At 71.9% G+C, this 19250-nt stretch carries 16 protein-coding genes and 1 pseudogene; 11 read left to right on the forward strand and 6 right to left on the reverse strand.

The window, feature by feature from the left end; all coding sequences use genetic code 11:
- Positions 1-2 precede the first annotated feature (2 nt).
- Positions 3-1856, reverse strand: a complete 1854-nt coding sequence (gene dnaK, locus ACIGXM_RS21775) for a molecular chaperone DnaK (protein ID WP_396563286.1) — start codon at positions 1854-1856, stop codon at positions 3-5.
- A 187-nt stretch (positions 1857-2043) separates the two neighbouring features.
- A complete protein-coding gene (locus ACIGXM_RS21780) occupies positions 2044-2625 on the reverse strand; it encodes a TetR/AcrR family transcriptional regulator C-terminal domain-containing protein (RefSeq protein ID WP_396563288.1) in 582 nt (193 codons plus the stop codon).
- Between the two features lie 395 nt (positions 2626-3020).
- Between ACIGXM_RS21780 and ACIGXM_RS21785 the strand changes: the two genes are divergently transcribed.
- Positions 3021-4508, forward strand: coding sequence for a hypothetical protein (locus ACIGXM_RS21785; RefSeq protein WP_396563290.1), 1488 nt, complete (start codon positions 3021-3023; stop codon positions 4506-4508).
- A gap of 142 nt (positions 4509-4650) precedes the next feature.
- Here ACIGXM_RS21785 and ACIGXM_RS21790 read toward each other — a convergent pair whose 3' ends face one another.
- Positions 4651-5697 (reverse strand): phosphotriesterase, encoded by a 1047-nt coding sequence (locus ACIGXM_RS21790; RefSeq protein WP_396563292.1) that lies wholly within the window; start codon positions 5695-5697, stop codon positions 4651-4653.
- Between the two features lie 133 nt (positions 5698-5830).
- On the opposite strand from ACIGXM_RS21790, the gene ACIGXM_RS21795 reads away from it, so the two are divergent.
- Together ACIGXM_RS21795 and ACIGXM_RS21800 are read left to right on the forward strand one after the other, a co-directional pair.
- Complete coding sequence (locus ACIGXM_RS21795) at positions 5831-6577, forward strand: ArsR/SmtB family transcription factor (RefSeq protein ID WP_396563294.1); 747 nt, start codon at positions 5831-5833, stop codon at positions 6575-6577.
- Between the two features lie 410 nt (positions 6578-6987).
- Positions 6988-7488: a hypothetical protein gene (locus ACIGXM_RS21800; protein WP_396563296.1), complete on the forward strand. Its 501-nt coding sequence runs from the start codon at positions 6988-6990 to the stop codon at positions 7486-7488.
- Positions 7489-7502: 14 nt separating this feature from the next.
- Here ACIGXM_RS21800 and ACIGXM_RS21805 read toward each other — a convergent pair whose 3' ends face one another.
- Positions 7503-9632 carry an NACHT domain-containing protein gene (locus ACIGXM_RS21805; RefSeq protein ID WP_396563297.1) on the reverse strand — a complete coding sequence of 710 codons (2130 nt, stop codon included), beginning with the start codon at positions 9630-9632 and terminating at the stop codon, positions 7503-7505.
- Positions 9633-10399: 767 nt separating this feature from the next.
- Positions 10400-10501, reverse strand: a pseudogene (locus ACIGXM_RS21810) (IS3 family transposase); the annotation flags it as partial.
- Positions 10502-11223: 722 nt separating this feature from the next.
- Here ACIGXM_RS21810 and ACIGXM_RS21815 point away from each other — a divergent pair.
- Positions 11224-11826, forward strand: coding sequence for a hypothetical protein (locus tag ACIGXM_RS21815; protein WP_396563299.1), 603 nt, complete (start codon positions 11224-11226; stop codon positions 11824-11826).
- A 346-nt stretch (positions 11827-12172) separates the two neighbouring features.
- Positions 12173-12817, forward strand: coding sequence for a DUF4232 domain-containing protein (locus tag ACIGXM_RS21820; protein ID WP_396563301.1), 645 nt, complete (start codon positions 12173-12175; stop codon positions 12815-12817).
- Positions 12818-12922: 105 nt separating this feature from the next.
- On the opposite strand, the gene ACIGXM_RS21825 is transcribed toward ACIGXM_RS21820, so the two are convergent.
- Positions 12923-13543, reverse strand: coding sequence for an ABATE domain-containing protein (locus ACIGXM_RS21825; RefSeq protein ID WP_396563303.1), 621 nt, complete (start codon positions 13541-13543; stop codon positions 12923-12925).
- Positions 13544-13620: 77 nt separating this feature from the next.
- On the opposite strand from ACIGXM_RS21825, the gene ACIGXM_RS21830 reads away from it, so the two are divergent.
- From ACIGXM_RS21830 to ACIGXM_RS21855, 6 genes are all read left to right on the forward strand, one after another.
- A complete protein-coding gene (locus ACIGXM_RS21830) occupies positions 13621-14418 on the forward strand; it encodes an MBL fold metallo-hydrolase (RefSeq protein ID WP_396563566.1) in 798 nt (265 codons plus the stop codon).
- Between the two features lie 140 nt (positions 14419-14558).
- The gene (locus ACIGXM_RS21835) at positions 14559-15617 is read left to right on the forward strand and encodes an ABC transporter permease (RefSeq protein ID WP_396563305.1); all 1059 of its coding nucleotides are present in this window, start codon (positions 14559-14561) and stop codon (positions 15615-15617) included.
- 104 nt (positions 15618-15721) lie between these two features.
- Positions 15722-16582: a type 1 glutamine amidotransferase domain-containing protein gene (locus ACIGXM_RS21840; protein WP_396563307.1), complete on the forward strand. Its 861-nt coding sequence runs from the start codon at positions 15722-15724 to the stop codon at positions 16580-16582.
- A 186-nt stretch (positions 16583-16768) separates the two neighbouring features.
- Complete coding sequence (locus ACIGXM_RS21845; protein WP_396563309.1) at positions 16769-17431, forward strand: phosphotransferase; 663 nt, start codon at positions 16769-16771, stop codon at positions 17429-17431.
- A 240-nt stretch (positions 17432-17671) separates the two neighbouring features.
- Positions 17672-18235 (forward strand): ricin-type beta-trefoil lectin domain protein, encoded by a 564-nt coding sequence (locus tag ACIGXM_RS21850; protein ID WP_396563310.1) that lies wholly within the window; start codon positions 17672-17674, stop codon positions 18233-18235.
- 206 nt (positions 18236-18441) lie between these two features.
- Positions 18442-19233 (forward strand): DUF4232 domain-containing protein, encoded by a 792-nt coding sequence (locus ACIGXM_RS21855; RefSeq protein WP_396563312.1) that lies wholly within the window; start codon positions 18442-18444, stop codon positions 19231-19233.
- Positions 19234-19250: the final 17 nt, after the last annotated feature.

Below are 19250 nucleotides of genomic sequence, written 5' to 3' on the forward strand. Positions count from 1 at the left end.
GCTCATCCAGCGCCTCCCTTCGGACTGTCCTCGTCCACGATCTCGGCGTCGACGACGTCCTGTTCCTCACCACCCGCGGCACCCGGGGCACTTGAACCGCCCGCCGCCTGGGCCTGGGCGTAGAGGGCGGTGCCGATCTTCTGCGCGGCCGTGGTCGCCCGCTCCGTCGCCTCGCGGATGGCCGCGGTGTCCTGGCCCTTGAGCTTCTCCCGGAGGTCCGCGATCGCCGTCTCCACCTCGCTCCTGACGTCGCCGGGCACCTTGTCCTGGTTCTCCCGGAGCAGCTTCTCGGTGCCGTAGACCAGCTGTTCGGCGTTGTTGCGGGTCTCCGCGGCCTCCTTGCGCCGCCGGTCCTCCTCGGCGTGCTGCTCGGCCTCGCGGACCATCCGTTCGATGTCGTCCTTCGGCAGCGAGGAGCCGCCGGTGACGGTCATCCGCTGCTCCTTGCCGGTGCCGAGGTCCTTCGCGCCGACGTGCATGATGCCGTTGGCGTCGATGTCGAAGGTGACCTCGATCTGCGGCAGGCCGCGCGGGGCCGGCGGGAGGCCGGTCAGCTCGAACATCCCGAGCTTCTTGTTGTAGGCCGCGATCTCGCGCTCGCCCTGGAAGACCTGGATCTGCACGGAGGGCTGGTTGTCCTCGGCGGTGGTGAAGATCTCCGAGCGCTTGGTGGGGATCGTGGTGTTGCGCTCGATCAGCCTGGTCATGATGCCGCCCTTGGTCTCGATGCCCAGGGACAGCGGGGTGACGTCCAGCAGCAGGACGTCCTTGACCTCGCCCTTCAGCACACCGGCCTGCAGTGCGGCGCCGATCGCGACGACCTCGTCCGGGTTGACGCCCTTGTGCGGCTCCCGGCCGGTGAGGGACTTGACCAGGTCGGTCACCGCGGGCATCCGGGTCGAACCGCCGACCAGGATCACGTGGTCGATGTCGGAGACGTTGATCCCGGCGTCCTTCACCGCCTGGTGGAACGGGGTCTTGCAGCGCTCCAGCAGGTCCGCGGTCAGCTGCTGGAACTGGGCCCGGGTGAGCTTCTCGTCCAGGTGCAGCGGGCCCTCGGCGGAGGCCGTGATGTAGGGCAGGTTGACGCTCGTCTCGGCGGCGGAGGACAGCTCGATCTTGGCCTTCTCGGCCGCCTCGCGCAGCCGCTGCAGCGCCATCTTGTCCTTGGACAGGTCGACGCCGTAACCGTTCCTGAACTGCTTGACCAGGTGGTCGACGACCCGCTGGTCCCAGTCGTCACCGCCCAGGTGGGTGTCGCCGTTGGTGGACTTCACCTCCACCACGCCCTCGCCGATCTCCAGCAGCGAGACGTCGAAGGTGCCACCGCCCAGGTCGAAGACCAGGATGGTCTGCTCGTTCTCCTTGTCCAGCCCGTAGGCCAGCGCGGCGGCGGTCGGCTCGTTGACGATCCGCAGCACGTTCAGGCCCGCGATCTCGCCGGCCTCCTTGGTCGCGGTGCGCTGGGAGTCGTTGAAGTACGCGGGCACCGTGACCACCGCGTCGGTCACGTCCTCACCCAGGTACGCCTCCGCGTCACGCTTCAGCTTCTGCAGCACCCGCGCCGAGATCTCCTGCGCGGTGTACTGCTTGCCGTCGATGCTGCCCTGCTCCGGGAACCGCCAGCCGGCCTCGCCCATGTGCCGCTTCACCGACCGCGCGGTGCGCTCCACGTTGGTGACCGCCTGCCGCTTGGCGATCTCGCCGACCAGCACGTCGCCGCCCTTGGCGAAGGCCACCACGGACGGTGTGGTCCGGGCGCCCTCCGCGTTGGGGATGACGGTCGGCTCACCGCCCTCCAGGACGCAGACCACCGAGTTCGTGGTCCCCAGATCGATACCGACTGAGCGAGCCATCTCAAGATCTCCCTCCTCCAGTCCGGTGTACCACCGGGCCTGGGCGGACGGCACACCCCCGGTGGCACCCGCCGCCCTCCGCCGAGGGGCGGGCCGCAGCCGCCAGGGGCCCTCATGAAACTTGAGTCCAATGCTATCAAGTTTGCTCGCGAACGCCTGGAGGGTGGCTCCGCGGCCACCTGTCCCGTCAGGTCTGCCGGTCGGCCTGGAGGGAGCTCAGTGTCTGTTCGAAACCGCTGATCAGCGTGGACAGGCCGGTCTCGAAGGCCAGTTCGCTGAAGTCGGACGGGGCGTTCAGCAGGGGCTCCAGGCCGGGCGGAAGTCCGGTGGCCGGCAGTGACGCCGCGCGCGGCAGGCCGAAGTCGAGGGCCGCGCCGGCGAGGAAGTACTCGACGCACTGCACGATCGGCACCAGGTGCTCCTGCGGCCAGCCGGCCTCGCGCAGCACGGCGAAGGCGTTGGCGTAGCCCCGGAGTGCGGCGAGGGACTGGGTGGGACGTGTCACCAGCAGCGGCACCATGTGGGGATGGGCGGCGAACGCGGCGCGGTAGGAGCGTGCCCAGCTGTCCAGCGCGGCCGTCCACGGACGGATGCCCGGATCGAGCTCCATCTCGGCGACGATCAGGTCGCAGATCCCGTCGACGATCTCCTCGCGGCTCGCGACGTAGTTGTAGAGGGACGGCCCCCTGACGCCCAGTCGGGCCGCGATCCGGGTGGTCGACAGGGCCTCCGCCCCCTCCTCGTCGACCAGTGCGAGAGCGGCCCGCATGATCCCCTCCCGGGTCAGCAACGGCCGTGGCGGTCTGCCCATCGCGCTCTCGTCTCGCCTTCTGACCTCGTCGGACCCGGAGTTGGGCCGCGAACGCGGACTAGTGTACGTTCTCGCCCAGGCAAAACTACTGGCTCTAGTTTTAGGGGGGCGCCAGGGGGTTCGCGTCCGGTGTCGCACATCTGACACCGGGTCGGGTCGTGCGGCGCGATGCGCCCCGCGCGGTCCTGGCCGACGGCGGAACCCGGCCACCTCCAGCGCTCTCCCGCGACGTGCCGGAAGCCACCCGGGGTCCTCCCCGCGGTGGGCCTTGCCGACGCCGTATCTGGCATGCCCCTGACACATCGGGGGTGGCCGACCTCCCTGCCCGCCTTACGCCGAAGGTGACCCTCCGCATGTCCACGCGCACCCTCGCGCTGCCCGCGCTCGCCGCGTCCGTCGTCCTCTCGCTCAGCGCCTGCGACCCGACGACGCCGGCCGCCCAGTCCACCGCCGCCGCCCCGGCCGCCGCCGCCTCGGCCGACGCGACCTGGCCGGACACGGCGGCGCCCACCGGAAACCCGGGGGTGACCCTGGTGACCCCGGCCGCCGACCAGGCGTCAGCCACACCGTCGGTGGAGCCCGCCGCCCACCCGAGCGCCTCCGGTGCGTCCAAGCCGGCACCGGCCGATCCGTCCCCGTCCAAGGCGCCCACCGTGGCCGGCACCCCCGACCTCAAGCTGGACTCCTACAACCAGCAGACCGGCAAGGCCGTCCTGGCCGTCGCCGTCGCCGGCGCCGGCAAGGGAGCCACCCCCAGCCCGGCCGCCTCGGCCGCGGCCGCCGCCGCGCTCCAGACCGGCCAGCTGATCGACAGTCCGCCGTCGGCCGCCGCCCCGCACGGCGCGCTGCTCGCGATCACCGGCGTCCAGCCGGCCGGCGACGGGAAGGTGGCGGTCAGCACCCGCCCGGCCACCATCTCCGAACTGCTCGGCCAGACCTGGGCCAACGTCAGGAGCGCCCTCGACCCGCACCAGATCCAGCTCACCCCGAAACTCAAGGACCTCAAGGTCTCCTACGTCCCCAACCCCGACGGCGGCAACGGCTCCGCCTCGGCCGCGCTGGAACTGGACGCGAACGACAGCATCCCGCTGCCCGGCGGCACCAAGGCCACGCTCTCCGGCTCGCTCGAACTCGACCCCAGCGTCCTCTTCTCCTACCAGGGCGCCCACGGAATCCTCGGCGCCGAGCAGGCCGCGGTCGGCTTCGACCTCGGCGCGCACGCCAACTGGCACCTGACCGCGAGCCTGGCGGGCTCCACCGGCCAGGTGAAGATCCCGATCGCCACCCTCACCGCCACCCCCACGGTGATGGTCGGCTCGCTGCCCGTCGTGATCACCCTGAACCTCACCGTCTACGCCGAGGTCAGCGCCGACGGCACGGTCACCGTCGACACCACGCAGAAGGTCGACGGGGACTGGGCCATCCACGCCGACTACACCAAGGCGGCCGGCTGGACCTCCGCGACCGAACCCGTCACCACCACGGTCTCCCCGGTCCGGGCCAGGTTCTCCGGCAACGCCGACGTCCGCAGCGGCCTGGTCGCCGACGGGTCCGTCGCGCTCTACGACAGCCTGGGCGTGAAGGCCACCGTCGAGCCGTACCTGCGGGCGGCGGTGAACGGCGAGGTCAGCGTCGAGGGCACCGGCACCAAGCCGACCGTCACCGGCCGGGCCGGCCTCTACGGCGGGCTCGACGTGAACGGATCCGTGCTGGCGCGCATCGCCGTCCTGGGCACCCCGCTGCTCGAGAAGGACCTGCCCTTCACCCTCTACCACAACGAATGGCCGATAGTCGCCGCCTCGGCGCCCGGCCCGAACCCGAGCGCCACGCCCACCCGCTGACGCCGCTGCCCGCCCGTCAGGGCGAGCCGGCGTCGAAGTCCCCACCCCGGGTGGGGACTTCGACGTTCGGTGGGTCAACGGCCGGGGGTGTCGGCGCCGTTCACCCCGAACCGCCGCTCGCCGTTGCCCCGCTCGGACAGCCCTAGCCGATGGTGAGCAACCGCGCGGGGTTCGTGTGGAGCATGGCGTGGATCTGGGCGGGCGTGACCCCGCGTTCGGCGAGCATGGGGACGAACACCGCGCTGAGGTAGGCGTAGCCCCACCGGCCGTGGGTGGCGGGGTTGAGGTGGACCTGGGTGCCGGTGAGGTCGTGGGAGAGCAGGATGCGCTCGGTGTGACCTTCCGCGACCAGCCGGGCGATCCGGTCCGCCCGGGTGGCGTCGGACCGACGCAGGGCCTGCTTGGTGTACGGCCCGTCCGGGAGCGGCCCCGCCGGCGCCGGCAGCCGCAGGTCCCAGGTCTCCTTGCCGACCGAGTCGAAGGCGATCGCGGCGCCACGGTCCAGAACACGGCGGACGTAGTCGAGGTCGGGGTGGTTGTCCAGGTGCCCGACGACCACCCGCGCCAGGTCGACGGCCTCCCGGGCCAGCAGGTCGAGCTGCTCCAGCGCCATCGTCCCGTGCGTGGTGTGGGTGTTCACCGCCAGTCCCGTGACGTGGTGCGCACGGGCGGCCGCCCGCAGCCCTTTGAGCTCGTGGGCCGTGACCTCCCCCAGGCCGGTGGGCTGTTCGCCGAGAATCCCCGCACGCACTCCCGTGCCGGCGATTCCCGTCGTGGCGTCCTCCACGAAGCGTCGGGTGATCTCCTCGACCGACGCCTCCCGCACCCACCGCGGGCTGAACCCCTCCCGGTAGGTCGCCGTGCCGCACACGATGTGCACACCGCTGCGCCGGGAGACCTCCCGCAGCAGCGCCACGTTCGCGCCCGAGGCGTCCCGCCCGGCGTCGCCGTACGGGCTCAGGTCGACGACCGTGCGGATCCCGTGGGCCCGCAGCCCGCTGAGCGCCGAGACCGCCAGCGAGACCTGCTCGCGCGCGAACGCCTCGCGGTCACCGCGCTCACCGCCGCGCGGTCGCGGGCCGCCCGAGAGCCACGGCCCCGGAGTCAGCGACAGCAGATGCTCATGGGAGAGCACCCCGCCGAGTTCGGCCGGATCGACCGGGCCGTTGACCGTCTGAACATGTGCCACCGTGGCTCCTCCGCTCCTGGTTCCGTGGCACCCTAGGCCGCGAACGCCTCCACCAGACCCGAAACGTCGCCGCGGTCGGCCGCCCGGGCACACCTCCGCACGGCCGGAAACGTCCGTGAGCGACGATGGGGACATGTGTGCCACCCCGGCCGGCCCCGGAGAGCCGGACATCGCCCACGCGGCGAACTGGTTCGCCGACCCCACCCGCAGCCGCATCCTGACCGCCCTGGCCGGCGGGCGCGCCCTGCCCGCCGGCCAGCTCGCCGCCGAGGCCGGGGTCACCGCCCAGGCCGCCAGCGCACAGCTGGCCCGGCTGCGCGAGGCCGGCCTGCTCGCGGTGGAGCAGTCGGGCCGCCACCGCTACTACCGCCTGGCCTCGGCCCAGGTCGCCGCCGTCATCGAGGCCCTGGCCGGCATGGCGCCCCTCCAGCCGGTCCGCTCGCTGCGCCAGGGCAACCGCTCCGCCGCCCTGCGCGCCGCCCGCACCTGCTACGACCACCTCGCCGGGCGCCTGGGCGTCGAGGTGACCCGGGCGCTGGTGGACCGGGGAGCCCTGATCACAGCCGACCGCCCGGACGGGACCGCCCACCTCCCCTCGGACCCGCCTGCCCACCGGCTCGGCCCCCGCGGCCCGCAGCTGCTCGCCGCCCTCGGGGTGTCCGACGACGTGCTCACCGCGGCCGTCCGCCGGCCGCTGCTGCGCTTCTGCCTGGACTGGAGCGAACAGCGCCACCACCTGGCCGGCCGGCTGGGAGCCGAGCTCCTCACCGCCATGACCGCCTCGGGCTGGCTCGAACAGAGCCCCCGGCAGCGGGCGGTCCGGGTCACCCCCGCCGGCGCCGCCCACCTCCAGGCCGTACTCGGCCTCAGCACGGCGTGACCGGACCTTGCGCCGGTCGCGTGCCGTGCCGCTCGGGAACCCGGCGCGGACAGCGCTCGCGCCGACCGGCCAGCAGGCCGCGGTGAAGAGGCGAACTGCCCCGGCGCATCCGGCCGGTGGGCGGACAGGCCCGGCAGGAGCGGCGCCGCGGCGCGTTCGGCCGTCGTCATGAACGGATTCCCCGCAGCGCCGCGACCGCGAGTCCGCACCACCTGACCTTTGACAGGAGATCTTGACCGTTTGACAGGTGACTTTGACGGCAAGGGCGCCTTGGAAGATCGTCAGCTCGTCTTGTCCGAAAGTGCATTGAGTTGGAAGCACGTTGCTATTGGACGGGGCATGCTCTGTGGGCGTGCTGCCCGTACACAGTGGGCGGGCGCGACAACCGACAAGTTGACCCGGGAGTGGTGATGGATCCGATCTCAGCCGCCGCGCTGGCGGCCCTGGCAGGCGGCGCCGGCGGTGAAGCCGGGAAGCAGGCATGGACAGCGTTGAGCGCACTGGTCCGCCGGCCGTTCCGTCACAGCGATGCGGACAGCGAGACCGGTGCGCTTGTAGTGAGTTCCGGTGAGGCCGAACTTACGGCGCTGGCACAGGATCCGGGCGAGTTGGAGCGGGCCCAGCGGTTGAGTACGGCGCTTGCTGTTCGTGCCGCGCTCAACGCGGAGTTTCGGCTTGCCCTGGAGAGCTGGTGGCAACAGGCCCAATCGGTGCGTACGAATGAGGGTGCGGTGACGAACCAGGTCAGTGGGGGCACGCAGTACGGTCCCGTTGTCCTGGGCAGGGACTTCTCCGGCCTTACCATCACCAACCAGGGGTCGCCCGGGCTCCGCACCGCACCCGGCGACCCAGATCGCTCTGGCCCAACTGGTTTGACGTCTTCCGCCGAGGGAGCCTCGCGCGGGGACTGAATCGACACACGAATTCAGCTCAGGCCTTCCCCCGCAAGCCGACGCTGCAGTTCAGCGTGGCGAAGTTGGTAAGTGGAGCCGACCTGCCGGAGTACTCCTCGCCTATGTGCGTCAGCAAGGAACGGCATCAAGCGCCACGGTACGTGGCCGCGTAGGGCGAGCCACCATCGGGAAATCGTGAACGATCCGTACCTGGCCTGGAGGAATCCCCAGGCCAGGCCGGTCGCCAGCCCGTCGGCCACGCCAGTCAGAACCCCCCGCCACGGCCCCAGCAGCGATGCGATAACAAAGGCGGCAGCAATGCCGATGGCTAGGCCGCCAGCCAACGCTGTGGTCCAGAACGTGGCACGGTCTTGGTCAAGCAGGGTCTGCGGGTCCGCTGCGGCGGTCGCCTCAGCGGGCTTGGCCTCCAGTCCTGCACCGAAAGAGCCACCGGCAGCGCCTACCAGACCCGAGAGCAGCCCGTTGAGCAAGCCGGCCTGCATGGTGACGGCGATCCCGAGGGCGAGACCGCCACCCAATCCGGTGAAGATACCGAGAGGCGACCACCGCAGCCCACGTGCCGGAAGGCGACTGTGACCAAAAGTCACTACGCAAGCTGCGGTTACGGCGAACCCGATGCTGTTGGCCAGCGGCGCCGAGTCCCCCATCTGAGGCTCGCCGACGAATGCCCCTACGAAGGAAGCCGTGATCCCCCCGGCCAGCCCGGCCCGGAAGCCTCCCAGGAAGCCGGGTACGAGGCCCAGAGCGAGTCCGCTGACCACGTACCCTGCCGGGCTCTGGATCCCCAGCGCAGCACGTATGCCGAGTCCGAGAGCAGACCCGAGCAGGCTACCGAGCAGGCCTCCTGCGAGCCCCCGGTTGAAACTCCGGGCGGGTGGACTCCACCGGCGACCAATGACTGCCACGACGACGCCGACAACCATGCCGACCCCCAACCAAGCGCCGAACGGCATCAGCACTCCGGCTGGCACCGCCACGAGTCCCACGACCGCACCGAGCAGCATCCTTGGCGCTGCGTCAGGGAGGGCCCACCACTTCAAATCGGTGGTGCCCTGCTGACGGTGTTCGAGGTCACGGGCGAGATAGGTCAGAAAGTGGGCCGCCTGCTCCAGCGTCCAGTTGCCTCTCATTCGCGAGGACCGGGTGACCGGGACTGGGGGCAGTGACCGTTGCCTCCTGTAGGCGGCCGGAATGAACGCGTCCAGCAGATGCGCTTGGAGCGCGGCAGGTGTGGGAAACCGGGTTCGGTCCAGAAGGTCGACAGGATGGCCGACAGGAGTGTGGCGTTGCCCTGGCTGGGATCGCCGGGCGGAGTCGTGCGTCAGGTCAGGCGGGCGGCCGTCTTGCCTGAGGCTGAGTGCGCTTGGATCCGCCGAGCCAAGCGATGGGTAGTAGGCGACGCGAGCCAGGTATGCCATGAGCGGTGTGGTGAGCAGGTCACTCAAGGGATGGGGATCGTTCTCGGCGGCTAACGCATCGAATACTGCCTGCCATCGGGCCTCGTGGACCGGGCCGCCAGCAGAGTCACGCAAATATGACGCGACGGTGTCCAGATCCAACGGCTCGATCTCGATCCCCGCAGCGGCAGTCACCCTGACCTCGGGTCCGTTGCGAGGCCGGACAGTGTCAGCGAACGCGGCGCTGCGCGAACTGAGGACCACGGCGAGATTCGGCTGGAGCCCGAGCGTGTCGTTGATACGAGCAATCGCACGTCCTCTGACACCGTCCGGGACTTCATCCAAGCCATCCAGCACCAGCATGATCCAGCCAGCGTCAAACAGCTCCCGCCCCCTGCTCGTTCCCGTCCTGCCGGGGTCGCCGAGCCATGGGTAGTCGATGCCCAGTCGCCGCTCCAGCCATAGATCCAGTTCCTCCTGATCCGGATCCCACGAAGCGAGCGGCACCAGCACTGGAACCGGGTCTCCGGAGCGGCGCCGCGCGAGCAGGTCCAGCACCAAGCGCACCAGGAGCACGGACTTGCCGGAACCCGGCTCTCCTAGCACGACCAGGCGACCTGTGGGCACCCTGCCCAGGACCTCCACCAGCTCGCCGTCACCTCCGGACAGCGTTTCCGGCCCGGACGCCCAGCCGGACGGCGCGGCTGGCGCCCAACCGGTTCCGGTCATGGCCAGCTGAATCAACGAGTGCCAGGGCTCCATAAGCTGAGCAGATGCCGGCTTCCACCGAACCGGAAGCGGATAAGGGTCGTTCAGCCGTCTTAGCGCAGCCTCTTCCCGCCACTGGCGTCTGACAGCAGACGCCAGATCGTCTGCCGCCCGCAACAGCTCCGGATCCCCAGTTGCCCTGGCCGGCGGATCCACGGAATGGTTGATCGTGACGGGACCGAGGAAGTCCCGTCCTAAGACGACCGGGCCGCCGACTCCTGAGAACTCGTTGTGGACGTCCCCATCCCCGGTTCGATCCTCGCCCTGTCCATCGCCTCGCATGAACACCCCCGTTCGAAGTCCCCCGCCACGCCTTGCACCCACCCGAACACTCTTGCCGTGGCCTCACTGACGAGTACGGATCAGACTACCCAGCCACAGCCAACTTGGTGCGAGGAGAGAAGGGTTGCATGAGGCCGCTTTGCCGCCTTCCAGCCCGACAAGCGTGACCGTCGACAAGAAGAGCCGACCGGCAGAGCCGACCGGCAGATTCCGGCTTTTTAGTCCTCAATATCCGGGTCCGTATAGAGGTCGAGCTCGGCTTGCCGTGTACGGGTGACTCTTGCGTGGCACCGTGGGGAGCAGGTGGTGCGGGTGCTGGTGGCGGTCCGGACGAAGCGGGTGCCGCAGCCGGGGCAGGGGCGGATTTCGCGCCGGTCGGGGAGGATTCTGAGGCTCGAAGGTGAGGCGGTCAGGAGTTTGTTGGGCTTGCTCCGCTTTGACGGACACCGTTGGTGTGGTGGTCAGGCCGCCAGGACGGTCTCGTACTCGGCGGGACTGCGGTAGCCGAGGCTGCTGTGCAGCCTGCGTATGTTGTACCAGGCTTCGATCCACTCGAAGATCGCGGTCCCGCGATCCCGACCACCTCCGGCTCTCGGTCCAGCAGGATCAGCCGGTCGTGCTCCAGCCACGACTCGTAGCCCACGTGGTCGCCCATCGTCGCCGAGAAGTACCAGCCCGCGAAGCCCTGTCCTCCCTTGGCCCAGTTGAACTTCCGCACGGGCTCAGCCGTCTCGAACCGCCGGTTCCACCCCTGCCCTAGCGGGAGCTGGCGGACCCCGCCGGCGTCTATGAAGCCGAGCTCGAACTCCGCCAGCACTGCATCGCCGTACGCCCGCGCAGCAATCCCCACCGCTTCCCCCACCACCGGTCAAGATCAGGTGGCAGGAACCTACTGGTGGTCAAGATCGAATGGCAAACGGTCAAGGTGTCCTGTCAGAGGTCACTACCGGCAGGCCGACGCCTACCGTGCGGGCAAGCCCCCCGGGTGCTCGCGGACCGCACGGGCCCGGGCCCGTGCGGTCCGAAAAACAGCGGCCGACGCGCGACCCCCACGGCCGGGCCCGAGTCGCAGCCGTTGTCCCGACGTGGCATCGACCATGCTCGGGCCTGCGCCGCCAAGACGCGGCGACCCGCCGCAGACCGCCCAGCCCGCGCCCAACTCAGGTGATTTTTCCGCCAGTTCGGCAAACTCGCTCGGGCCGGGAGGGGTGGCCCGTAGCATCTTCATGTCCATGTCACTAACGGGCCGTCGGTGACGGCCCGCACGAGCGAGAGGACATTCCGCATGATCCGACACCGGCGCATCCCCGCCCTGTTCGGCGCCGCCCTGCTGGCGGCCGGGCTCGGCACGCTGGCCGCCCCCGCCCAGGCCTCCACCCCCACCGCGCGCACCGCCCCCGCGGTCGCCGCCCCCGATGCCGCCGCACAGGCCGCCGTGGTGGCCGCGGTACGCCAGCAGCAACTCACCCACCCCAACGCGACCGGCCGGCACATCTGTTACGCCGCGCACGTGCAGAACATCGGCTGGCAGCCCGCGGTCTGCGACGGGGCCCAGGCCGGCACCACCGGCCAGTCGCTGCGGATGGAAGCGCTGACCATCGCGGTCTCCGGCGTCGGCGGGGTCTGCGCCCAGGCCCACGTGCAGAACATCGGCTGGCAGGCCTGGTCCTGTGTCGGCGACGGCCTGGTCGCCCAGGTCGGCACCACCGGCCAGTCCCTGCGCATGGAGGCGCTCAACATCGGCGTCTCCACCGGTGCCGTCTGCGCCGACGCCCACGTGCAGAACATCGGCTGGCAGGGCTGGAACTGCCAGGCCACGCCCGCCGCCGCGTTCGTCGGCACCACCGGCCAGTCGCTGCGCATGGAAGCGATCGAGCTGACCGTGTGAGGTCCGGTGGGTGGGCCACGGCAGGAGTGCCCGGCCCACCCGCCACCGTTGGGCCCGACCCTGGGGGCGACCATCCGGACGCGCCCCGGCCGAACGCGCGCTGAGCGGAAATACTCTGCCGCGCAAGGGAGTTGACCGTAGTGCGGCACGGGCGTGGGGCCTGGAGGACGGGGAACGGGCCCGGGCCGGCTCAGGTCGCTCGGGCCGGCGTTCTGGGACAGGAACGGGACACCGTCACAGCTCTGTCCCGGCCGTCGCCGCAGGCTGGACGATCATGATCGCCTCTGTGACGCTTCTGGTGGTCGCGGTGGGTAGCCGCGACCCATCACTCACGGGAGATCTTCAGATGCGTGTTCAGCGTGCCCTGGCGGCAGGTGCGGTGCTGGTCGTGGCGGGGCTGGCGATGACCGCCTGTCAGGACGACGTCAGCGGGTCGGCCGGCACGGGTGGCGGTCAGGCGGCGTCGGCGCCGAGCGGCGCCAAGGCCCCCGCCGGCACCGGTGGCGGCTCGTCCGCGGGCGGCGCGGGCGCCAAGGCCCCCGCCGGGGGCGGTGCCGGGGCGGGCAGGGCGGCGGTCGCCTCCTGCGCCACGGACAACCTGATCCCCGACGTCTCCGTGGGCAACGCCACGCCGCCGGAGGCGGACATGCGCTCGGTCACCGTGTCGTTCGTCAACAAGGGCGGCACCTGCACCCTGTACGGCTTCGCCGGGGTCAACCTGGTCACCAGCGAGGGAGCCACCGACGTGCCGCGCGGCTTCCAGCAGCCGGGCACCGTCACCCTTGCCAAGGGGCAGGGCAGCACGTTCACGATCTGGTACCGCACCAACCCCGACGGCCACCCCGGTGCCAAGGTGACCACCATGACGATCACCCCGCCCGGGGAGACCCACTCGGTCAAGATGAACTGGCCGGGGGAGGAGTTCGCCACGGGTGCGGACGCCGGCGGTACCGACACGCTGTACCTGGAGCCGGTCGGCAAGAACGGCTGACCCGTCGTCGGCGGGTGACGGCGTGGCAGGCGGACGCCCGGCGGTCGGTCGTGTCCTGTCCGGCCGGGGTCGGGCCACCGGCCGCCCCGCCCCGACGGCCCGGGGTCAGTCCGCCGTGGCCCGCGTGCGGCGGGCGTAGGCGCGGGCCGCGCGGACGCGGTCGCCGCAGCGCACCGAGCACCAGTGACGGCGGGCGTGGGTGCGCAGCAGGTAGCGCTGGCAGGGGGCCGAGTCGCAGGCGGCGAGCCGTTCGGCGTCGGGGCCGGTGAGCAGGTCGGCGGCGTCGGCGGCGAGGACCGCGAGGGCGTGGTCGACGATCTGGTCGGTGGGGTGCGCCCGGACCCGGTGCAGGCCCCGCGCGGGGTCCCAGCGCAGCAGCGCGGCCGCGGGGGCGCCGGTCAGGGCGTCGTTGACGGCGCGCAGCGCCCCGTCCGGCGCGGGGAGGGCGTCGATCCGGGACGCGAGCAGTGCCCGCAGCTGCTCCCGCAGGGCGCGCAGCCGGGCCGCGCACACCTCGTACAGCCGGGCGCCGTCCGGCGCGAGGTCGCGTTCGACCAGCCACCGCGTCGCCGCCTCGGGTGTGCCGAGCAGGTCCAGGTGCTGGCCGCCCGGCAGGGTGAGCGCGCTGTTGGCGAAGTCGAGCGCACGGTACTGCTCCGCGCCCGGTGCGGGCGGCGGGACGGGGTGGACGAGGTCGCCGGTCGCAGTCTCCTTCATGGCTCTCATGTTACGCCTTGCGTTTTTCCGTGAGACTCCACTAGTTTCATCTCACGGAAAAAATTCAACTTACCCGTGAGGACATGATGGCCGAGACCAGCACGCCCGCCGCGCAGACCCCCGTCAGCGTCTTCGGCGGCCCGACCGCCCTGATCGAGTACGGCGGGCTGCGGTTCCTCACCGATCCCGCCTTCGACGCCCCGGGCGAGTACCCCCGGGGCCAGGGCCACGTCCTCACCAAGACCGCCCCCGCCGCCGTCGCCCCCGCCGAACTCGCCCCCCTCGACGTGGTCCTGCTCTCCCACGACGAGCACCCCGACAACCTCGACCACTCCGGCCGTGCCCTGCTGACCGACATCCCGCTGGTCCTCACCACGCGCGGCGGCGCGGGCCGGCTCGGCGGCACCGCCCGGGGCCTGACCCCCTGGGAGAGCGTCGACCTGCCCCGCCCCGACGGCGGCACCCTGACCGTGACCGCCACTCCCGCCCAGCACGGGCCCGAGGGCTGTGAAGGCGTCACCGGCGAGGTGATCGGCTTCGTCCTGACCGCCCCGGACCTGCCCACCGTCTACGTCAGCGGCGACAACGCCTCGCTGGCCCTGGTCCAGCAGATCGCCGACCGCTTCGCCCCCGTGGACACCGCCGTCCTCTTCGCCGGCGCCGCCCGCACCGCTCTGTTCGACGGCGCGCTGCTCACCCTCGACAGCGCCCAGGCCGCCGAGGCCGCCGCCATCCTCGCCGCCCGCCGCGTGGTCCCCGTCCACTTCGACAGCTGGGGCCACTTCACCGAGGGCCGCAGCCACCTGGTCGACGCCTTCACGGCGGCCGGGCTGCTGGACCGCCTGGAGCCCGCCTCGGCCTGGGCCGCCACCACGCGCGGCTGACCCAAGCGCGAACGACGCGTCACCACCGACGGCCCGAAGCCCGCAGCGCCCGTGCGACGGGACCCGGTCGGCCGCAGGACACCACCGGCGCACCCGCCGGGGAACCGGGGATCGTACGCCGCCCGGCATACGATCCCGCCATGGGTGAGCAGCGATCCGCGGCGGCCGGTCCGCAGCCGTCCGGCGGAGACGGCCGGCCGCGGCCCACGTGCTCCCCCTTCGTTCCCGCCGCAGTGGTCTCACTGATCGTCGGGGCACTGGCCGGGCTCTTCGTGGGCGCCTACTCCTGGGCCATGGCGCATCCGGTCCCGCACCGCATCCCCGTCGCGGTGACGGGCGGGGCAGCCGGCGGCGAACGCTTCGTCAACGCCCTGGAGCACGCCCTGGGCACCTCACTGGTGCTCCACCGGTATCCCGACTACGGCTCGGCCCGGGCCGCGGTGGACGCGCAGCGGGACTTCGCGATCCTCCAGCAGAACGCGAGCGGCACCCAGGTCGATGTCGCCAGCGCGGCCGGGGCATCGGTCGCGCGGGTACTCGGCCAGAGCGCACCGCGGGTAGGCGGCGAGCTGGGCATCCCGGTCGAGGTCAGGGACGTCAAGCCGCTTCCCGACACGGACCCGCAGGGACTCGCCGTCTTCTACGTGTCCCTGGGATCGAACATCCTGGGACTCGTCGGCGCGATCCAACTCGGCGTGCACGCCAAGTCCCTCGAGCCCGCGGAACGGATCGCCTTCACGGCGCTCTACGCGCTGCTGGGCGGCCTGTCGATCTGCGCCATGATCGGCGGGGTCCTCGGCGTGCTGCGCCTGCCCTTCGTCCAGTCGTGGGCGATCTGCGCGCTCACCATGTTCACCTCCGGCGCGATCTACACGGCCTTCCAGACGTTCTTCGGGCGCTGGGCGCTCCTGCCGGCCTGGCTCCTCCTGGTGGTGCTCGGCAACCCGTCCTCCGGGGGTGCGGTCGCCTGGCCCCTGCTGCCTCCCGTGCTGGGTTTCCTCGGGCGCTTCCTGCCCCCCGGCGCGTCGGTGAACGCCCAACGCAACGCCATCTACTTCCACCACAACCAGCACCTCGAGCCCTACGTGGTCCTGGCCGCGTGGTGTCTGGCCGCCACCCTGCTGTTCGTCGTGTGGCGCGAGCGCCACCCCGGCGGCCGGGACACCGGCCAGGGCGCGGCACCCGGCACCCAGGACTGAGCGACCATCAGCCCGTTGTCCGCCCTCGGACCGCGGGGCGTCGGCGCGGCGATAGTGTTCGGCACTACGGCGGACGGCGGACGACAGGAAAGCAGGCGCTCGCGATGGCGACGGTGCTCGTACCGATTCCCACTCGGGATTTCGACCCGTCGGAGGTCGCGGTCACCTGGCGGGTGCTGACCGACGCCGGCCACACGGTGCTGTTCGCCACCCCGGACGGCCGGCCGGGCGTCGCCGACGACCTGATGGTCACCGGCCGCGGCCTCGATCCCTGGGCCCGGACACCGGGCCTCGGCCGGCTGGTGCTGGTCGGGCGGGTGCTGCGGGCGAACCGGGCCGCCACCGAGGCGTACGCGCGGCTGCGCCGTGACGCCGCCTTCCGGGCGCCGCTGCGCTGGTCCGACATCGAACTCTCCGAGCTGGACGGCCTCGTGCTGCCGGGCGGCCACCGGGCGCGGGGCATGGTCGAGTACCTGGAGAGCGAGACCCTCCAGGGGCACGTGGTCGAGGCCTTCCGGCGCGATCTGCCCGTGGCGGCGATCTGCCACGGGGTGCTGCTCGCCGCGCGCAGCACCGACCCGGCGACCGGCCGGTCCGTGCTGTACGGCAGGCGCACCACCGCGCTGACCTGGAGCCTGGAGCGGAAGGCGTGGCAGCTGGCCCGGCGGACGCGGTTCTGGGACCCGGACTACTACCGCACCTATCCGGAGGAGCCCGGCCAGCCCGAGGGCTACCTGTCCGTCCAGCAGGAGGTCACCCGGGCGCTCAGGGATCCCGCCGACTTCCAGGACGTCACCGCCGGCCTGCCCGACGCCCGCCGCAAGGCCGGCGGCCTGCGCCGTGACAGCGCGGACGACGAGCGGCCCGCCTTCGTCGTCCAGGACGGCCGCTACGTGTCGGCCCGCTGGCCCGGCGACGTTCACACCTTCGGGAAGCGGTTCAGCGCGGTGCTGTCCGGGAGCTGAACGCCGCCCGGCGCGGGTGCCGGGTCGCCAGCGGCGACCGACCGGACGACCGACGGAGCCCGGCCTACCGCAACCGCGCGCCCGCCCCCGCCTGCTCGCTCGCCCGGTGCGCCCGCGGCTGTGACCCACGGGTCCGAAGCGGTCCGGTCCGGTACCGCCGGTCCGGCCCCGGCTAGGTTCTGTGGCATGAGAATCGGCGAGTTGGTGGGGGCCGGCCGGACGGCGGACGTGTTCGCGCTGGACGACGGGCGGGTGCTGCGTCGCTACCGGGGCGGGGATGACGCCACGGCTGAGATGGCCGTGATGGGGTACCTGGCGGAGCACGGGTTCCCGGTGCCCGCCGTCTGGCCGGGGACGGCCGCCAGTGAGCTGGTGATGCAGCGGCTGTCCGGCCCGACGATGGTGGAGGCCCTGGCCAACGGCATGATCACGGCCGAACGGGCGGGCGCGATGCTGGCGGGGCTGCTGCGGCGGTTGCACGCGATCCCGGCGCGTCTTCCCGCCGGACCCGGGCATCGGATCCTGCACCTGGACTTCCACCCCGACAACGTCGTGCTGACACCACGGGGCCCGGTCGTGATCGACTGGGCCACCGCGGTGCAGGGCCCACCGGGTCTGGACACGGCGATGAGCGCGCTGATCCTGGCGCAGGCCGCCCTCACCATGCCCGCCGTCGCCGCGGGTGCCCGTGCCGTGCTCTTCCCGCTGCTGCGGCATCTCGGCGGCGTGGAGGAGGCGTACCTCGCCCAGGCCAGGGCGCGGCGGGCCGCCAACCCGACGCTCAGCCCGCAGGAGGTCGGCAAGCTCGACGAGGCGGTGGCCCTGATCATCGGGATCGCCGGTTCCTGACGCACCCGGCCCGGCGGCCCGCCCCTTCCGGGGTGACAGCCCGCGACCGCCACCGGGCGCTCCCGCCGCCGAGGGGACGTCAGTGTCGGTCCAAGGTCGCATCGTTCCACCCCTGGCGTCAGCTGATATGAATCGATTACCGTCTCTCGTGCACACAGGTTTATCCGCCGGTGTCGCCCCGGCACTGCTCGAAGCGCTCCCCTCATCCCAACGACACGCCATCGTAAGGAAGTTGAACTGATGAAGCGCATCGGAAAGATCGTCGCCCCACTCGCACTCGCGCTCGGCCTCGGCTTCACCCTGCCGTCCGCCGCACAAGCGGCCCCGGCCACCGCGCAGCCCTACGCCTACGGCTATCTCGTCGCCCTCTACAAGCCGCCCTCCAACAACGGCACCTACTTCTGCATGGACGAGTACCGGCAGGTGAACGGCAACGGCCGGCCGGTCGTCATCAAGCCGTGCATGGGCACCTGGAACCAGTTCTGGTTCTGGAGCCAGGACGGCCTCATCCACAGCACCAACGACGGCCGGTGCCTGTGGGCCCACGTCGCCAACGGACCCAGCGGCGGACCTGACGCCGCCGCCTACGACTGCAACGCGAACGAGCCGAACCAGCGCTGGACACTCGGCCCCGACCACAGCGTCTGCAACGCCGCCAACGCCTGCCTCCTCGCCACGGGCATGCCGGGGCCGAACGGCTCGTACCACCTCATGGGCTCCACGCCGGGCGCGAACGCCAGCATCTACCAGCAGTTCGACTGGCACCCCTCCGCCAGCAGCACCCCGACCAACCCCAACCTGTAGCCGACCACGGCGCGACAGCGGGAGGGGGCGGGGTGGCGGGAGCGGCCGGCGCCGCGTCAACCACTCGGCGGCTGACGGAGTGTCACAGCCTCGTCCGGGTAATGTCCTGACGACTGTGACACCGATCGTGCCACCCACGGCGGCTGTTCCGCCGTCTTGGGATGCGTCCGAGTCAACGCGCACCGCACCGCCACCGGGGAGCCACCATGTCCGTCCGCCGCCGTCGCCCGCTGCTCCTGTCCGCCGTCCTCGTCGCCGGGGCGGGGCTCGCCCTGACCGCCTGCGGGCCCGACGACACGGCGGCGAGCGGTTCGGCGGCGGCCTCGTCCGCCGTGGTGGCCGCCGCGCCGTCGGGCGCGGCGGGCGCCCCGGCCTCCGGCGCTCCCGTCCCCGCCGCACCCGCGGCCGCGGCCGCCGCACCGGCGGCGGGGGCACTGTCGCACACCGTCGCGGCCGCGAGGCGCACACCGTCCGCCGCGAGCCCGTCGAGTGCCGCACGATCCGGTGGTACCGGGCGTGACGCCTACGCCGCCGCCCACCCGTGCGACATCCAGCACCTCTCGATCCACGTGACGGCGCGCCCCGGGGCCGCCACCCAGCGGGTGATCGAGGTGCACAACGCCGGCTCGAACGCCTGCAGCCTGAGCTCCCACCCGGGGGTCGACCTGGGCAACTCCGCCTCCGCCGACGAGAGCCAGAACGTCATCCCGACGGTTCCGGGCGGGCCCGGCAGCACGTTGCGGTTCCCGCTCCCGGCCGGCCAGAGCGCCTACGCGGTCATCGACCTCGACCCCAGCGGCGCCACCACCGGCACCCTGTCCTGGATCAACGAGCTCAACGTGCTGGCCGACCGGGACGGCACCAACATGCCCCTCGCGGACATCGAGAACTTCCCGATCGGCACCGGCGCTCGGGTGCTCGAGCCGAAGCTGGGCCTCTACCGGAGCAGCGTGGCGGACGCGGTCACCTCCATGTCCGGCGCCAGCACGCAGCACTGAGAAGCGGGCAGTGCCTA

Source organism: Kitasatospora sp. NPDC052896 (assembly GCF_044547075.1).
GTDB lineage: Bacteria > Actinomycetota > Actinomycetes > Streptomycetales > Streptomycetaceae > Kitasatospora.